Raw genomic sequence first — 16,906 nt, 5'->3', positions numbered from 1 at the left:
GACAGGCATCATGCAACCTGTCTAGTGCGAATAGCCAGCCCCTGACACTGTCCATTCCTGGCTGCGCTTTCAAGCCTACTTAGCCACCCTTTATCCAAATGCCCCAGCCAGCTGATGACAGTGTGGCTGGTTCCGGATGCCAGCGCTTTCCTGGTGAGTTCCAATGTCTGATTAATATTGTTGGAGCTAAAGATTTGCACCTTGTCATGATTTAAGTCGCAATTCTTTAACCAGTGCAGGGTTCTGGTGTCATCTGCCAGAATCAGGGTCAACCAACGTTCACTGTCAGTGGACAGCTGACTGAGCATGGGCGTCAGGAGTTGTTCTGCCTGCCAGGGTTGACCTGAAAGAATGAGTTCATTAATACTGGGCTTCAGAGACTTTTCAGTTTTTCCTGATAAAGTCTTTTCTAGGCGCGAGGGGTTAATGCAGACTGTATTGGTCTGATAGCTTGGGGCTGAAAAATTGTGCCTTTCACTGCTGGTTCGGTACAGCATAAATTCTTCCTTCTGGCATAGCCCGGACGCTGTTTGTTATTCGCACTTCAGCGTAGTGGGCCTTTAACAACAGCTGCCTGTTGTGAGTAGTGTCTCTGGAATAATGGTCAGACTCATCTTATTCCGTCTCAGGACTGATTTCTGATGACTCCGACGCTTAAACCTTCGATGGCAAAGGCATCCTGAGTGAGATCAACGACTATGGTTTCGAACTCGTCGTTTTCCGGATGCAGCAATACTTTGTTTTTCTGTTTCTCGAATCTTTTCACGGTGACATCATCTTCAATCCGGGCGACGACAACCTGACCGTTTCGAACATCTGTTGTCTTGTGAACGGCCAGCAGGTCACCATCAAGAATCCCGATGTCCTTCATGCTCATTCCTTTTACCCTTAACAGGAAGTCTGCCGATGGGGTGAAGAAAGCGGGATTGAGCATCAGGTGGTCTTCGATATGTTCCTGGGCGAGGATCGGGTTCCCGGCAGCAACCTGTCCAATAATCGGAAGGCCTTCAGGCTGGCTGTCTGGAATGCGGATACCACGGGAGGCTCCGGGGGTAATCTCGATAGCGCCTTTACGGGCCAGTGCCCTGAGATGTTCTTCGGCAGCATTGGGTGAGCGAAAGCCGAAGGTCTTGGCGATTTCGGCCCTGGTGGGTGGGAAACCTGTCTCTTCAATATGAGATTTGATCAGGTCCAGTATCTCGGATTGCCGTTTAGTCAGTTTGATCATGGTCTCTCAGTCTGTTTTTTTATACAGTATCTGTGATTATATACAGTATTCTTGTGGTGGCAAGTTATTAAGTACCTTGCCAGGCTGCGACGATAAGTAAAAAATGACAAGAGGGTTGTCAATGGTGCAGGTGAGGCATGCTTTGCCACCATAGTGATGAGTTGTTGGCTGAAATTCGCAAGCTGAGTCCCTGAAGCTTTTTTTAATAAAAAATCCGGAGGTGGTTAATCTCCGGATTTCGCATTTTATTTATGATTGTGTAGAAGTTAATTTCTTCCGCAGTGCATCCCAGGCATCATTTGAAACTTCTACTTCAAAGCCATCAAAACCATGCCAAACTTTAACAAAATCTACATGTTTGTAATCAAGCCATTCTAATATTTTTTCTCTGATTTCAAGGGCATTGTCCTTAGTACCAGTATGGATAGCTAATCTGGATTTAAGTGCTTTGGCACTTTTGATATTAAAATCCTCTTTCGGATCAAACCTATGGTATATTAGTTTGCTCACATCAATAGATTCATCATCTGGTAACATATATTTTATAGAGTTAATAGTTTCTTCAATAATTCTTTCGTCTTTTTTGGGTTCATCTAATTTTCTGTAATTTTTATAATTTTCGATAGGAGTCATTTTGCTATCAGCTGTCAAGTCATTTGGTTTCAAACTTTTATCAGATTTCAAATCATTAGATTTCAAGCTTTCAGCTGAGTCATTCCCAGCCGCATAAAATTCTAAAAAGCTGCCATCCTTAATCAGCATCTCCACCAACCGATTGCCTTGTCCATCTACAATGGCAATGTAACCAGGGGAGACAAAATGAAAGTGTGGTGGTTTTTTTGTACCGAACCCTCTGAGCGTTCTTGTTGCGGCAGTGGCAACTTGACCATAAGCTCCCTCTTCATCAATGGATACTCTGGTCTTCTGAAGAATTTCCAGATCACAATTTGAGGGATGGCCTAATCTTGTTAAATCTTCAGACCTTATGACAGCGGCTCCAAATGTCTGATAAATTTTGTCGAGTAAATTGGTGTCACAACTGCCGTCTATTTTTATCTTGGGTAGCATTAGATCCATCTCTATTTTAGAGCCATTTAATCCGTCAATCAGGTGATTGATTGTATCAGAATCAAGGTTGTTAATCCCTGTTGGACTGTCATCAGGTGTTATTATTGCGACTAATTTAAGATCTTCACCATAAACTGATCGGAATTCTTTGCCAATGGCTCCAAATTTTCTGTTATGAAAAAATTGAACATTTTCAGTTGACTTCATCATCTTGACGTTTTCAATTATACTTCCGTCTGCGCAAATAAATTTGCCCGAAGCTGTTTTTTCTTTAGAAAATGGACTTTTCCAGATACCCTCGAATTCCATCACATTACCAATTACCGTTTTAATCTGTTCTCGTCGAGTTTTAGAATGACCATGAAACAACTTATTGATTTTTCCATGAGTTTTCTCTTTCACGAAGTCTTCTGCGACGTCAGCCAGGCACCTGTCCTGGTCAGGACGGTCCAGCTTTTCGGTTTGATAACATTCAGACAGTATCTGATCAAGATGCTCGTTTATGACGGCAGAGTCAGAACCTATAAAGTTAGCGCAAGAGAGTGCCTTCTGTATCTGGTACGGATCCTTGGCGTAAGCATGGTTAACGCTGAATTCGCCTAGTTTTTTATGGATCTCAATCTCCATCTCATCAGTTAACTCTTCTTTAGAGATACCCAGAACCGATGCCTTTCTAGCTTTATCATCCATGCTCGCCAGAAGCATACCCAGAACCGGAGCCAGACTGGCAGAAGACACTACCTTGCTGTTATTGTCCCTGGCGTCTACGGCGTTCAGAATTCCTAATGACACTTTATCAATCAGTTTTTTTACAAGATATGAAGCCTGTGAGGTGGCTTTGAAGGATGTGTTTCGCAGATTTAGCGGTTGCGATGACAATGAAAATTGTCTGAATGAATGTCCAATAGGGTGCATAATATTTTCTCCTAACTCTGATAATAATTAATTTTTTATTCAGGACAAACACACTGCTTCCATGTTTGCGGACAGCGCATGCTTTTCAAATAGCCGTAAATTCTGTGTTATGTAGCATTACTATGAGTTAAGTATTTGCTTTCGCATTAATCACTAACTGGTTAGTTAGTTACGATAACATCTTGTTTCCTGCCATAAAAATTAACTTGTCTATCTGTTCATTTTATGGGGGCTAGTTTGCTTTCTGGCTTTTGTTAATAAAAAAATCCGGAGGTGATTAAACCCCGGATTTGGCTTTTTGTTTATGATTGTCCAGAAGTTATTTTAGTAATCATTTTTTTCCAGGCATCGCCGCAAACATCTAATTCAACAGGGTTCCATCTATCATGAATCTTGATAAAACGTCCATATTCATATTCTTTTCCAATGGATTCTAATATTCTTCCTTTAAGCTGTTTAGCGTCATCCGGAGATGACATATTTATTGTTATCCTGACATCATCTGCCTCAGTGCTTTCAATATGAAGCTTCCCATCCAGATTATAATAGTTATTTATAAAATTACTCACATCTACATGTTCAAGAACGTCAAAAGATAATCGTGTTATTGCAGATAAGTCTTTTTGTACCATCTTTGTTTTTGTGGGTAAATCGATTTTTGGTTCTGTATCATCGTCACTATCAGACATGTCAAAATCGTAATAAGCTGGCTGGTTGTCAGAGCTCTGTTTTCCAGCGGGTATGATTTCGGGTGTGCCGTCAAGCTCAAAAAAGCTGCCATCCTTAATCACCATCTCAAGCAACCGATTACCTTGTCCATCGACAATGGCAATGTAGCCAGGGTAATTAAACTCAAAGCTGGGACGCTCAGAGGATGGGTCCCTGAGAGTAGTTGTTGCGGCAGTGGCCACTGTACCATAAGCTCCCTTTTCACCAATGGATACTTTGGTCTTCTGTAGTATCTCCAGATCACCGTCTGATGAATCGCCTAATCTTGTTAAATCCCCGGCCTTTATTATGTTGGTTCCAAATACCTCAGAAATTTTGTCGAGTAACCTGGTATCACAACTATTCTCTATTTTTATTTTCGGAAGTCTTAGATCCATCTTCACTTTACGATCATTTAATCTTTCAATCAGATGATTAATGGCTTCAGAGTCAAGTTTATTAATCATTTCAGGATCTTCAAAGTGTGGTTGTATTGCAACTAATTTAAGGTCTTCTCCATTCACGGATTGGAATTCTTTACCAATGGCATCAAATTCACTGGTCTCAACAAATTGAAGCTCTTCAGTTGAAGACATCATCTTGACGTTTCTAATAAAACTTCCATTTGCGCAATTAAATGGGCGATGGTCCGTTTTGTCTTCAGAGAATTCATCTTTCCAAATACCGTCGAATTCCATCACATGACCTAATACCGCTCTAATTAGTTCTCGTCGAGCTTTAGAATGACCATGAAACAACTTTTCGATTTTTCCATTGGTCTTCTCTTTCACGTAATCTTCAGCGACATCGGCCAGACACCTGTCATGGTCATGACATTCCAGCTTTTCGGTGTGATAAGATTCAGACAGTGTCTGATTAAGCTTCTCATTCCCGAGGGCAGAGGTAGAACCTATGAAGTTAGTGCAAGAGAGTGCCTGTTTATGGTCTGGATCCTTAGCGAAAGGGTGGTTTACACTGAATTCACCGAGTTTTTTATGGATCTGAGCCTCCAGCTCATCAGTTAATTCTTCTTCCGAGATACCCAGAACTGCCGCCTTCCTGGCTTTATCATCCATACACGCCAGAAGCATTCCCAAAACCGGAGCCAGGCTGGTAGAAGACACTACCTTGCTTTCGTCGTCCCTGACACCTTTGGCACTGAGGATGCCTAATGACACTTTGTCCAGCAGTTTTTTAACAATATCAGAAGCTTGTGAGGTAGTCTGTAAGGATGTGTCTGGCAGATTAAATGGCTGCCACTGCGCCGTATTCATAGAAGTTCTCATTGATTCCATAGCCTTCTCTCCTTTACTTTATACAAATTAATTAGTGAGAATAAACTCACTGCTTCCATGCTGAGCAAATAGCCATAAAACCTGGGTTACAGCATTGCCAGTATTACTGATATTAAAGTATTTCCTTTCTCAGAAATCACTGACCGGTTAGTTAGTTACGATAACACCTTGTTCCCTGCAATAGAGCCTGGTTGCCATAGTGGAGGTATCTCTGCCCGAAAAACTTTAATTGTCCGTCTGTCCATCCTATGGGGCCACTATAGTTTAAGCTTTTGTTAATAAAAAATCCGGAGGTGGTTAATCTCCGGATTTGGCATTGTATTGATTCATGATTGATTAGAAGTTAACTTATTGCGCAGTGCTTCCCAAGCTTCAAAAGAAACCTCTAATTCAAAAGGAGAATTTTGACCGAGTATCCTAACAAATTTGCTATGTTTATCTCCAATTGATTTTAATATTCTTTCTCTAAGCTCTATAACTTCATCCTTAGAAGACATATTGAGTGTTAGCTGCATATGATCTGCCACAGCGATCCGAACATCAAACTCGCTATTCGGATTATAGTGGTGTTGTATTAAAGTACTAATCCTATCTATCGAAGTTAGATCGGTTACATCTTTCTCAATTGTGAATTGATCATCAGATGTATAAACTTTACTATCAGGCATATCATAATCGTTAAGAGTTGCCAGATTATCAGAGCTCTGTTTTTCAGCAGTTGTAATTATAGGATTATCTTTGCTATCAGAAATATAAGAATCGGTAGGTCCTGAAGTTATTTTATCAATCATTTTTTTCCAGGGATTGGTTAAAACATCTACTTGAATAGGTTTAGCTCTTTCATAAATCTTAACAGAATTACTATATTCTTTTCCAATGGATTTTAATATTCTTTCCCTGATATCTTTAGCGTTATCAAAAGAAGATGTTGTCATTTTTAACCTGTGATTATCTGCCTTAGCGCTTTTAATATCAAGCTTTCCATCCGGATTATAATAGTCTTTTATAAAAGTGCTCACATCTACAGTTTCAAGAGGGTCAAAAGATAAGCGTGTTATTGCAGATAAGTCTTTTTTCACCAGCTTTATTTTTTTGGGTAAATCTATTTCACCGCGATCCACTGGTTCTGGATCATCTTTGCTATAAGAACTATCATCTTCGCTATCAGAAATATAAGAACTGATAAATCCAGAAGTTATTTGATCAATCATTTTTTTCCAAGGATTAATTAAAACATCTACTTGAATAGGAGTAGCTCTTTCGCGAATTTCAACATAGCAACTATAGTCTTCTCCAATGGATTTTAATATTCTTTTCTTAATATCTTTAGCGTCATCCAAAGAAGATGTTGTCATATATAGCCTGTGATTATCTGCCTTAGCGCTTTTAATATTAAGCTTTCCATCCGGATTATAACAGTCTTTTATAAAAGCACTCACATCTATAGTTTCAAGAGGGTCAAAAGATAAGCGTGTTATTGCAGATAAGTCTTTTTCTACCAGCTTTATTTTTGTGGGTAAATCTATTTTACTGCGATGCACTGGTTCTTGATCATCTTTGCTATAAAAACTATCATCATCGCTATAAAAACTATCATCATCGCTATAAAAACTATCATCTTCGCTATCAGACATATAAAAACTGTTAAAACTTGCCAGATTATTAGAGCCTGATTCTCCATCGGTGGAGATTATAGGGTCTCCAACACACTCCAAAAAGCTGCCATCCTTAATGACCAGCTCAATCAACCGATTACCTTTTTTGTCTAAAATGGCAATGTAGCCAGGGCAGTCAAAATCAAAGCGAGGTTTTTCGCACCTTGTTTGAATTTGTGCAACAGTCGCCATCGCACAGCTGGCACCTTTTTCATCAACAGAAAATATGATTTTCTGAAGCATCTCCAGATTATCATCTGCCGAAATGCCTAATTTTGTTAGATCTCCCGCTACTATGTCAGTTCCAAATACCTTACATATTTTCTTGAGTAACTGAGTGTCACAACTGTCCATGTTTATTTTGGGTAGCGTTAGCGTATATTCCGCTTGTCTATGATTTAATTGTTCAGTTAACTCGTTAATCGTGTCAGAATCAAGTTTATCAATCGCTGTGGCACTTTTATTATGCGGCTTTATTGCGACCAGTTTAAGATCTTCTCCATTCACAGATTGGAATTCCTTTGCGATGGCACGAAATCTCCTGTTAGAAGCACATTGAACCGTTTCAGTTTTAGACATCATCTTGACGTTATCAATACAAGTTCCATTTGCGCATAGAAAACTTCCAGCAGCCGTTTCATCTGGAGAAAAACTATCCTCCCAGACAGCCCGGCAATGTATTACACTACCAATTACTGCTTTAACTTCGTTCAACCCATCAAACAACTTTTCTATTTTTCCTTTGGTTTTATCCTTAACAAAAGCTTCTGTGACATCAGCTACGTCCCAGAAAGCACCTTCCAGCTTTTGGGTTAGATAACATTCAGAGAGTATTTTTTCAAACTGCTCAAAACTGACGCAAAAGGCAGAAGCAATAAAGTTAGCGCAAGAGATCAACTGATCAGGATGGCTTCCGTAAGGGTGGTCTTTGCTGAATTCACCGAGTTTTTTATGGATTTCAGTCTCCAGCTCATCAGTTAAGGATTCTTCGGGGATTTCCAGAATCAATGCCTTTTTGGCTTTATCATCCATACACAACAGAAGCATACCCAGTACTGGAGCCAGGCTGACAGAAGAGATCACCTTGCTTTTGTGGTCCTTGGCATCCTGAGTACATAAGATCCCGATTGACACTTTATTTATCAGTTTTTTAACAATATCTGAAGCCTGTGAGGTGATCTCGAAGGAAGTTGCTGGCATATTAGATGGCTGCCATTGCATTGCCTGGCTTGAAGTTCTAATTGTTCCGGTTGGGGTAAATGAGTGCATAGTATTCTCTCCTTTGGTTGATACAAAGTAGTGAGAATAAACTCACTGCTTCCATGCTATTGCAAATAGTCATAAATGATGAATTACAGTATTGCCATTAGTACTTGATATTTAAGTATTTCCTTTCTCAGAAAAAACTGACCGGTTAGTTAGTTACGATAACACCTTGTTCCCAGCAATAGAGCCTGGTTGCCATAGTGAAGTTATCTCTACCCAAAAACTTTAATTGTCCGTTTGTTTAACCTGTGGGGGCAACTACAGGCTAAGCTTTTGTTAAAAAAAACCGGAGATGGTTAATCTCCGGATTTGGCACTTTATTTATGAATGTGTAGATTTTAACTTCTTAAACAGTGCATCCCATGCGTCAAATGAAACTTCTACATGAGAGCCATCAGAGATCTCGATAACTTTAACAAAACATTCATGTTTGTAATCCAGCCATTCTGATATTTTATCTTTGATTTTAATAGCGTCTTCCTTGGTACGAGTTTTGATAGATAAATCAGATCTACCTGAATAGGCACTTTCGATATTAAACTCCCCATTCGGATCAAAGCTATGACGTATTAGAGGACTCGCATCAATACTTTTGATTTTTGTTTTCTCAGATAAGTGCTCTATTATAGAGTCAATAGTAGCTTCACCGCTTTTTCCGCGTTTTTTGGAAGCAAGCTTTTTCCTACCATTTGTATTGGTTTCGATTTTAGCTCTTTTGCTTTCAGCTTTACAGTCATCAGTGCTCAAACTTTCAGAAGAAATGGTCTCGGCCGGAGCAAATTCAAAAAAACGACCATCCTTAATGATCAACTCAACCAACCGATTTTCATTTTCGTCTACAATGGCAATGTAACCAGGGCAAACAAAGTCAAAGCTACCTACTTTGGGTAAGCACCTTACAGAAATTTTTTCATCACTCAAAAGCTTTTTCTGAGCACCTTCTTCATTAATGGATAGTACAGTCTTCAGAAGAATACTCAGATTACTATTTTCCGGTTTGCCTAATTTTGCTAAGTCTTGTGCGACTATTACGTCGGTTCCAAATGTCTCGCAAATTATCTCGAGTAATTGAATATCACAACTTTCTACTACGTTTATTTTAGGTAGCGTTATATTAAATATCGCTTTATTATGTCTTGTATCGCTAATCAGATCAGTGATTATTTTGGAACTAAGGTAGTTAATTGCTGTTGCACTTTCTTCGCGGGGTGATATCGCAACAAATCTAAGGTTTTCTCCATTCACAGATCGGAAATTTTTGGCTATGGCGCCAAATGTTCTGTTATAGGAATAGTGGCAATTTTCCCACATCTGCATCATCTTTACGTCATTAATATGAGTTCCATCTGCGCAAAGAAAATTGCCCGGGACTGTATCATTTGGAGAAAATGCTTTCTCCCAGTTACAATCGAATTGTATCACGCTACCAATGGCCGCTTTAATGTTATCCCGCTCAGTTTCAGGATAACAATCAAACAAGTTTTTAATTTTTTCATTGGTTTTCTCATTAATGTAACTTCCTGCGACGCGTGCTACGGAGCTGTCATGACAGTCGAGCTTTTCAGTTTGATAACATTCAGACAGCCTCTGATCAAGCTGCTCATCCCTGGAGGCATCTTCAGTAGCCATAAAGCCAGCGCAAGAGACTGCCTGTTTCTGATCAGGATCCTTACTATAAGCGTGTTTTACGCTGGCTTCACCGAGTTTTTTATGGATTGCATTCTCCAGGTCATCAGTTAAGGTATCTACGGGGATGTCCAGAATCAATGCCTTCCTTTCTTTATCATCCATACTCGCCAGAAGCATGCCCAGAACCGGAGCCAGGCTGGTAGCAGACACTACCTTGCTTTTGTCGTCATTGACGGCCTTAGGCAGGATTTTGAGTGACAGCTTTCTGATCAGTTTTGTAACAATATTAGAAGCCTTTTCGGAGACCTCCAGGGAGTTAACTGGCGGTTTTGATGTCTGCCATTGCATTGGTTCGGTTGATTGTCTGATAGGTTGCATAGTCTACTCTCCCTTTCTTGATAAAAATTAATTAGTGAGAATAAACTCACTGCTTCCATGCTGAGCAAATAGCCATAAATCCCGGGTTACAGTATTGCCCTGGTACTTGATATTTAATTATTTCTTTTCTCAGAAATCACTGACCGGTTAGTTAGTTACGATAACACTTTGTTTCCTGCAATAGAGGCTCGTTATCGTGGTAGATGTTTCTCTTTCCGAAGTTCTGCCATAAAAAATTAACTTATCTATTTGTCCAAATTATGGAGTCTGGTTTGCTTTCAGGCTTTTGTTAATAAAAATATCCGGAGGTAATTAAAAACCGGGTTTGGCTCTTTGTTTATGATTGTCCAGAGGTTATTTTAGCCACTTAATTAGTGCCCGTCCGAAAACCCTCAAATACTTTAAAATAGCGGCTTATAGCCTAATTTAAGGAACGAAGGTTTTCCACAACAGGACGTTCCCGAACTTATGCGCCAGACCATTAATCCACAAATACAGCTTGGCGAGGTTGATATCTCTGCCATTACATTCAATCTCAGGTCAAGGGATGACATTCCCCGCTTGCTCTTGGCATTGCAATATATCTGGACAAATATCGAGTTGAGGAATCAGGTTTTTCACGTGCTTGAGGGTATGATAGCTGCCGACCAAGGTAACGGGCGTCCCGGAATGGATCCCTGGAGGGTGTTGGTTTTTGGCGCCTTGCGGCTGGTCATTAACTGCGACTACGACCGGCTTCTTGAGCTGGCTAACGAGCATGGAACTCACCGAAAGATTCCAGGCCATGGGTCTTACTGTGAACACCAGTACAAACTGCAAACCCTGCAAGATAACATCTCATTGTTCACACCGGAAATTCTGGACCAGATCAATCAGGTCGTCGTCAATGCTGGCCGTGAATTGGTAAAAAAAAGAAGAGAGGTTACGCGCCCGCGCTGACTCGATCGTCGTAAAAACCAATGTTCACTTTCCGACGGATATCAACCTGCTCAGAGATGCTATTTGCAAGTTGATAGAGTGGGCAACCACTTTGTTTTCGGAGCAGCATGAAAGCCTGTGGCGACAGAGCCGCTATTTGCAGGAGCAGCATAAGAAGCGATTTCACAAAGCCCGCAACCTGAAACGATCCACCTCGGCCAACGAGGCGCTTCGGGATGTCCGGCGGAATGATATTGAAGCTGCCCATGCCGACTATGATGCCTGCAGTCAGAAGCTTATTAGCAAGGCAGAAGTCACCTTAAAGCTCCTGAGAGCACGTACGCCAGGGGACTTGCGGTTAAAAGAACTGGAACGTTGGGTAAAAGATTCAGACTACCAGTGTCAGCTGATTGTCCGTCGTGTATTGAATCATGAAAGCATCCCTCATAATGAGAAGGTTTTTTCTTTATTCGAATGTCATACTGAATGGATCAGCAAAGGTAAGGCTGGCACCGCTGTGGAACTTGGCCTCAGAGTCTACGTATTGCAGGATCAGTTTGGCTTTAACCTGCATCATCTGGTCATGGATAAACAGAGGGGCGACCAAGTGACTGTAACTATTGCGGAAGGTGCCAAACAGCGATTTCCCCAGGTATCACAAGTCCGTTATGACCAGGGTTTCTGCTCAAAAGAAAATCTTGAAAAACTGGAAGAATTACTCGACCGGACAGTGTTGCCCAAAAAGGGCAAATGGTCAGAACAGGACAGGTTTCGTGAGCGACACCCGGAGTTTATCAGGGCAAAAAGGAAGCACTCCGCTGTAGAATCTGATATTGATGCCCTCGAACAGCATGGGCTGGACTGATGCCCGGATACTGGCATTGATAGCTTCCGTCGTTATGTGTCTCTGGCAGTTCTGGGTACGAATCTGTATCGATTGGGTACCTTGCTACAAAAGCAGGCAGCCCAGACAAGTAAAAAAGCGGCCTGAAAAGAGAAACGGGCCTGTTGGCAACCAGGTTCACCTTTGGGTGAGGTTGCCCTGTGCTCAAAAATCGGAAAGTTGTTCACAAAATGAACAGAAATAAACCAAAAAGTAGCACCCACAGATGAGTAGGCTGAATTTTAACCTAAAATTTTTGCTGCTGCCTGCTGCCTGCTGCCTGCTGCCTGCTGCCTGCTGCCTGCTGAATCGGATTATTTGTGGGTTTTCGGGCAGGCACTACATAGAGTCTGAAAAGGTAATTGTTATGAACAACCTCTTTTTAAAAAATATTTTTATATGTATTTTTTCTCTATCTGATTCAGCGGTTTTTGCAGATCTTCCTGTTTTTAACCGCATTCCAGTAACCAGCAGCAATATGGGTGACCTTCCCGGTAAGCGACTTTATTTGAAAATTTATGGACCAGAAATGGCTAAAGGAAAGACATTACTACACAACTTCGGTAATACGCAGTATTACGGCGAGATAAAAATTGGATCTGACGATCAGGTATTTAAAGTTCTTTTAGATACCGGATCAAGTTATATCTGGGTTCCTGGTACAACATGTGATTCAAACAGCTGCTCTGACAAAAAACGTTTTGATCCACAAAGCAGCAGCTCGTTTGTACGCACTAGCCACAGACTGAACCTAAGTTACGCCAGAGGTAAAATATCTGGTATCTTCGGTTATGATGATATTACTCTCGGTGGCATAAAGGTAGTATCTCAGGGATTTGCTGTAGCCGACGTTATTTCAGATGATATCGAGGACCATCCGTTCGATGGCGTTTTAGGCTTGGGTTTTAAGAGCAATAGTATCATCCCATCATGGTTAGACAATGCCCTAAAACAGGGTTTGATCGATAAAGCTGTCTTTTCGTTCTACCTGTCCCAAAAAACCAACAAGGGCGGTAGTGTTATGATTATCGGTGAGCCCGACCCTTTCTATTATCAGGGGCCTATATACTGGCACTCCCTGATAGCTATCGATGGTGAACATCCTTATTACGATATTTCTTTTGACGGCATCTCAGTCGGAGCAAAAAATATTCTCCTAAGCTGTCAAGAAAGACAATGCAAAGCCCATATTGATACAGGGGCACTTTATATTTATGGGCCAGAAAAAGACGTCGAATCCATTCTTGAATCTCTTGATGTGAAAGCAGATTGCTCAAACGTCAGCCAACTTCCACCTCTGAAGGTCTCCATTGGTGGCCATATCTATGAGGTTCCCCCACAAATTTATGTAGTCAAAGAGCAAAACTGCTTTGGAATGGTTGAATGTCATGCTGGAATTGACGAAATGCCCGGAATTAATAATGAATCTTGGATCCTTGGAAATCCATTCATGAGAGCGTTTTACACCGTTTTCGATAAAACAGATGATCGGATTGGTTTTGCCAAGTTACATGACAGGCTCAATGAACCAAAAACACTCAAGGCATTATACTGATTAATCAGATAGTTTTCGTACAAAAACATTACCCAATGAAAATCATGGTCATGAATCCATTAATTTATTATCTGGTTCGAGCTGAACCTCAAATGACCGTCTAAAATCAAGGAGGTTTTTTTTATCTACATAGAGTCATCTCGTGCACGGTGTTCACGTTTCGCATTATCTGTCCAGAAGTTGAGCAGCTTCCTTGTATGTGAAAGCAGAGACTTTCCTGCATTCATCAGGGATAAAATGACATTACCAAACAGCCGGGTTCCACTTTTCATCGCCTTATGCGTCGAGATTTCTTCAATGGCTCCACTTTCGTAGAGGTTCGCCTGCGCAGCATGGGCAAGGTACCTTTTCAAGGTCACAATCACGAAGGACATCAGAATCAGGCTAAACACCAGTGTCGCTGATTTAGTGTTAAAACGATGCCACCCTGAATAAGACTTGATCTCTTTGAAGATAAGCTCTATTTGCCATCGTAGACGATAAGCCTGAAGTACTTCACTCAGGGTGAACTCAACCCAGTTGAGGTTGGTTACAATGAATACCCATTTCAGTCTACTGTCATTCCAGCGGACAACTAAACGATATGGCCAGGCCTTGAATCCCGGCCATTCTACATCCAGGTCGAGGCATTGATCTTTAGGGAAGCCAGACAACACTTCCTTAAGTTTTTGCCCTTTGTAGCGATTGAGATTTTTGCCATCCTCCCGGACTGCGCTAAGTATCTTCGGGTTGATACTCTGAGGTGCCTTGCAGATAAAAGAACCCTCCCGATCATCAATGGCAGCAAAGCGTTCCAACTCAAAATAACCGGCATCCATCAGCATCAGGATATTGGCCATGGAGGTTGGCAGTGGTGGCAGACAGTCTCTTTCTGAAGGGTATCTTCAGTGAGCTGCACGCGCACCAGATTGTTGGTAAGAAGATCCATTGTCGTATGCAGTTCGACAGCAGCAGGACTGACCGTTGAGAACCTGCCGGGAAATGTTTCCTTTAGGCATCGTAGACAGCCTGCGATGAGCCGTCATGAATCAGAATGTGCTCGAACTCTGAAAATGGACTGTCCTCATCAAACGCCATGACTTTGCGGGTAAAGACTTCCAGACACTGCAGCCATAGCCAGAGGACAAGAGCAGGCATCGCGTCTTTTTTAGCTTGATTTGCCCAGGAACGATAGGAGACATTCAGCCCCGTCAACTCATTAAATTTTCGGTGGAGATCGGCTTGAGTATCGCAGTTTCCATCACCAGCAAGGGCACCAATCAGTGAAAGGATAAAGTCCAAGGGGCGGATATCTCGCTGTCGTATAGTAAAACCAAGCTGCTCCGCCATGCTGAGGAGTTCAGACCGGTCGAAGCACGTCAGCAGTTTTTTCAACCAGTCTACTATTTGCAGTACTCATTTTGTTCAGCTCTGATAATTTTTCGAAGCTTTATTGTGGCTGTTCAAGGTGAGTTCTGCCGCTGGAAATGAATCTTTTTTGAGCTTAATGTCTACCCTAAGAGCGATTCTATTTGGAAATTCGTGAGCCAGAGATGGCTAAAGGAAAGATATCAACGCAAAATAGTCGTAATGAGATTTATTACACTGTAATTAAATTGGATCTGATGATCAAATATTTAAAGTCGTTTTAGATACCGGCTCGAGTGACGTATGGGTTCCCGGTACAAAATGCAGCTCTATTAACTGCTCTGGCAAAAAACACTTTGTTCCGCAAAGCAGCAGCTCGTTCATAGACAGTAGCGATAAAATGACAATATTTTACATGATTGGCAAAGTATCTGCTGACATCGGTTATGACGACATTACTATCAGTAGTATAAACCGACATTCACCACCCCCATCAGGAATAAATCGATTGGTAAATAGACCCTAAAATAAAAATGATTGTCGACTGGCTTTCCGTGATGCCTACCACATATTTCTCCGTCCCGTTGATAGCCCAAACAGAATGCCCTCAAAGCAAGAGCTTTCCCGTATTCCTTGCTATGCAGGACTTGACTTAAATTATTGATTTATTTTCTTGACATTAGGTCCACCATAGGGTGGCTGTTCTAGAGGGTAAGCATAAAAGGTATGCAAGGTCGCCCAGAGCATTGGCTTGAAGTGTTGACTTGAAGTCGATTCAAGCTGCAGCAGCCTTGACAGTTCAGGGCCAGATACGTAGGTTCTACACAGTCGTTTAATAAACTTATAAAATTCTTTGTACCATGGCACAACTTTCAACTGTCGAAAGAATTCTGGATTCAGCCGAACTGCTCTTCGCTGAACATGGCTTCTCAGAGACTTCCTTAAGAACCATTACAAAACAGGCAGGGGTTAATCTGGCTGCAGTGAACTATCACTTTGGTTCCAAAAAAGCGCTGATACAGGCGGTTTTTGCCCGTTTTCTGGACCCCTTCATGAAAGGGCTGAATACCACTCTGGATGAGTGGTCCGATCAGAGTGAGCCACCTGATCTTGAGGCTGTGCTTGAGATACTTGTTGACCATATTCTTGCTGTAAAACCCAGAAGGCCCGATGACATCTCTATTTTTATGAAACTCATGGGGCTGGCTTTCACACAGAACCAGGGGCATTTGAAGCGTTATCTGACGGAAACTTATGGAACCGTCTTCAGCCGATACTTTGAGTTGTTGTTCAGGGCCTGTCCTGACCTTCCGATAGCCGATAAATTCTGGCGTACTTATTTCAGTCTTGGCTCTGCTGTCTTTTCCGTATCTGGCGCCGATGCACTTCTCTCCATTGCCCAGAGAGATTATGACATTGATGACAATCTTGAGAACATTATGAGAAGAATGGTGCCATTTATGGCAGCTGGTCTGCGCGCTCATGCCACCTATAAGAATGGTCGATAATCTTTATTCGAGTTGCTGGCTCTCGAGCCTGAGCCAAAGCGAAACCAGTCAATACGAGATTCATCTGTGCACATTAATGTTAGAATTGCCTCGCAGACTCTGGAGCTGCTGCAAAAGGGTGCAGAAAAGATTTGTTACTCTGTATCCACCGCCAGTAAAGGAACAGGGCAGCAGGAAGGTAGCTGGCAGACTCCACTGGGGCGTCATATTATTCGTGCGAAAATCGGTGAGGGCCTCCCTCTCCATGCGGTTTTTGTGGGAAGGCGATACACGGGTGAGATCTATTCACCCGAACTATTACAACAATACTCTGAACGTCGGGACTGGATTTTAAGCAGAATTCTCTGGTTAAGCGGTCTTGAACCCGGCTACAACCGTCTGGGAAATGTCGATACCATGCGACGGTATATTTATATCCACGGATCACCCGATACCGCTGTGATGGGTGAGCCGGGTTCGAGAGGCTGTATCAGGATGCATGGTCATGACATGATTGATTTATTTGACCGGGTTCATCCCGGAACTACTATTGATATTCTGCCAGAGTAGTTTT

Annotated in this window: 12 protein-coding genes and 1 pseudogene; 5 read left to right on the top strand and 8 right to left on the bottom strand. The window is 41.8% G+C overall.

All coding sequences use genetic code 11. The features are described from left to right. Window positions 1-8 precede the first annotated feature (8 nt). The 6 genes from ACOMHB_RS14010 to ACOMHB_RS13985 all read right to left on the bottom strand — a co-directional run bounded on the left by ACOMHB_RS14010 (window position 9) and on the right by ACOMHB_RS13985 (window position 10,142). On the bottom strand, window positions 9-497 hold the full coding sequence (locus ACOMHB_RS14010; RefSeq protein WP_448217073.1) for a SulA-like leucine-rich domain-containing protein: 489 nt from the start codon (window positions 495-497) through the stop codon (window positions 9-11). A 128-nt stretch (window positions 498-625) separates the two neighbouring features. Then, window positions 626-1,228: a transcriptional repressor LexA gene (gene lexA / locus ACOMHB_RS14005; protein WP_448217072.1), complete on the bottom strand. Its 603-nt coding sequence runs from the start codon at window positions 1,226-1,228 to the stop codon at window positions 626-628. 249 nt (window positions 1,229-1,477) lie between these two features. Further along, entirely contained in the window at window positions 1,478-3,211 is a 1,734-nt protein-coding gene (locus ACOMHB_RS14000; RefSeq protein ID WP_448217071.1) for a serpin family protein, read from the bottom strand. Window positions 3,212-3,513: 302 nt separating this feature from the next. After that, window positions 3,514-5,214, bottom strand: a complete 1,701-nt coding sequence (locus ACOMHB_RS13995; RefSeq protein ID WP_448217070.1) for a serpin family protein — start codon at window positions 5,212-5,214, stop codon at window positions 3,514-3,516. Window positions 5,215-5,540: 326 nt separating this feature from the next. Then, complete coding sequence (locus ACOMHB_RS13990) at window positions 5,541-8,138, bottom strand: serpin family protein (protein WP_448217069.1); 2,598 nt, start codon at window positions 8,136-8,138, stop codon at window positions 5,541-5,543. Window positions 8,139-8,456: 318 nt separating this feature from the next. Further along, window positions 8,457-10,142 carry a serpin family protein gene (locus ACOMHB_RS13985; protein ID WP_448217068.1) on the bottom strand — a complete coding sequence of 562 codons (1,686 nt, stop codon included), beginning with the start codon at window positions 10,140-10,142 and terminating at the stop codon, window positions 8,457-8,459. Between the two features lie 468 nt (window positions 10,143-10,610). On the opposite strand from ACOMHB_RS13985, the pseudogene ACOMHB_RS13980 reads away from it, so the two are divergent. Further along, window positions 10,611-12,051, top strand: a pseudogene (locus ACOMHB_RS13980) (ISNCY family transposase). Window positions 12,052-12,169: 118 nt separating this feature from the next. Continuing rightward, window positions 12,170-13,498 carry a pepsin-like aspartyl protease gene (locus ACOMHB_RS13975; protein ID WP_448217067.1) on the top strand — a complete coding sequence of 443 codons (1,329 nt, stop codon included), beginning with the start codon at window positions 12,170-12,172 and terminating at the stop codon, window positions 13,496-13,498. 125 nt (window positions 13,499-13,623) lie between these two features. Here the strand turns inward: ACOMHB_RS13975 and ACOMHB_RS13970 are convergent, their stop codons facing one another. Together ACOMHB_RS13970 and ACOMHB_RS13965 are read right to left on the bottom strand one after the other, a co-directional pair. Beyond that, window positions 13,624-14,337, bottom strand: coding sequence for a transposase (locus tag ACOMHB_RS13970; RefSeq protein ID WP_448217066.1), 714 nt, complete (start codon window positions 14,335-14,337; stop codon window positions 13,624-13,626). A gap of 151 nt (window positions 14,338-14,488) precedes the next feature. Then, window positions 14,489-14,827, bottom strand: coding sequence for a hypothetical protein (locus ACOMHB_RS13965; RefSeq protein WP_448217065.1), 339 nt, complete (start codon window positions 14,825-14,827; stop codon window positions 14,489-14,491). A 265-nt stretch (window positions 14,828-15,092) separates the two neighbouring features. Here ACOMHB_RS13965 and ACOMHB_RS13960 point away from each other — a divergent pair, with 265 nt between their 5' ends. From ACOMHB_RS13960 to ACOMHB_RS13950, 3 genes are all read left to right on the top strand, one after another. Continuing rightward, window positions 15,093-15,371, top strand: coding sequence for a pepsin-like aspartyl protease (locus ACOMHB_RS13960; protein ID WP_448218641.1), 279 nt, complete (start codon window positions 15,093-15,095; stop codon window positions 15,369-15,371). A gap of 334 nt (window positions 15,372-15,705) precedes the next feature. Next, on the top strand, window positions 15,706-16,353 hold the full coding sequence (locus ACOMHB_RS13955; RefSeq protein WP_448217064.1) for a TetR/AcrR family transcriptional regulator: 648 nt from the start codon (window positions 15,706-15,708) through the stop codon (window positions 16,351-16,353). Between the two features lie 66 nt (window positions 16,354-16,419). After that, window positions 16,420-16,902 (top strand): L,D-transpeptidase family protein, encoded by a 483-nt coding sequence (locus ACOMHB_RS13950; protein ID WP_448217063.1) that lies wholly within the window; start codon window positions 16,420-16,422, stop codon window positions 16,900-16,902. Window positions 16,903-16,906 lie beyond the last annotated feature (4 nt).

This window comes from Endozoicomonas sp. 2B-B (genome assembly GCF_053470045.1).
This window is presented reverse-complemented; position numbering and strand designations above follow the sequence as displayed.

What these genes read in the sequence shown, in the direction of transcription:
- ACOMHB_RS13975 (WP_448217067.1), top strand. Translation starts at nt 12,170, where the DNA reads ATGAGTAGGCTGAATTTTAACCTAAAATTTTTGCTGCTGCCTGCTGCC.
- ACOMHB_RS13985 (WP_448217068.1), bottom strand. Translation starts at nt 10,142, where the DNA reads ATGCAACCTATCAGACAATCAACCGAACCAATGCAATGGCAGACATCA.
- ACOMHB_RS14010 (WP_448217073.1), bottom strand. Translation starts at nt 497, where the DNA reads ATGCTGTACCGAACCAGCAGTGAAAGGCACAATTTTTCAGCCCCAAGC.
- lexA (WP_448217072.1), bottom strand. Translation starts at nt 1,228, where the DNA reads ATGATCAAACTGACTAAACGGCAATCCGAGATACTGGACCTGATCAAA.
- ACOMHB_RS13970 (WP_448217066.1), bottom strand. Translation starts at nt 14,337, where the DNA reads ATGGCCAATATCCTGATGCTGATGGATGCCGGTTATTTTGAGTTGGAA.
- ACOMHB_RS13965 (WP_448217065.1), bottom strand. Translation starts at nt 14,827, where the DNA reads ATGGCGGAGCAGCTTGGTTTTACTATACGACAGCGAGATATCCGCCCC.
- ACOMHB_RS13955 (WP_448217064.1), top strand. Translation starts at nt 15,706, where the DNA reads ATGGCACAACTTTCAACTGTCGAAAGAATTCTGGATTCAGCCGAACTG.
- ACOMHB_RS13990 (WP_448217069.1), bottom strand. Translation starts at nt 8,138, where the DNA reads ATGCACTCATTTACCCCAACCGGAACAATTAGAACTTCAAGCCAGGCA.
- ACOMHB_RS14000 (WP_448217071.1), bottom strand. Translation starts at nt 3,211, where the DNA reads ATGCACCCTATTGGACATTCATTCAGACAATTTTCATTGTCATCGCAA.
- ACOMHB_RS13995 (WP_448217070.1), bottom strand. Translation starts at nt 5,214, where the DNA reads ATGGAATCAATGAGAACTTCTATGAATACGGCGCAGTGGCAGCCATTT.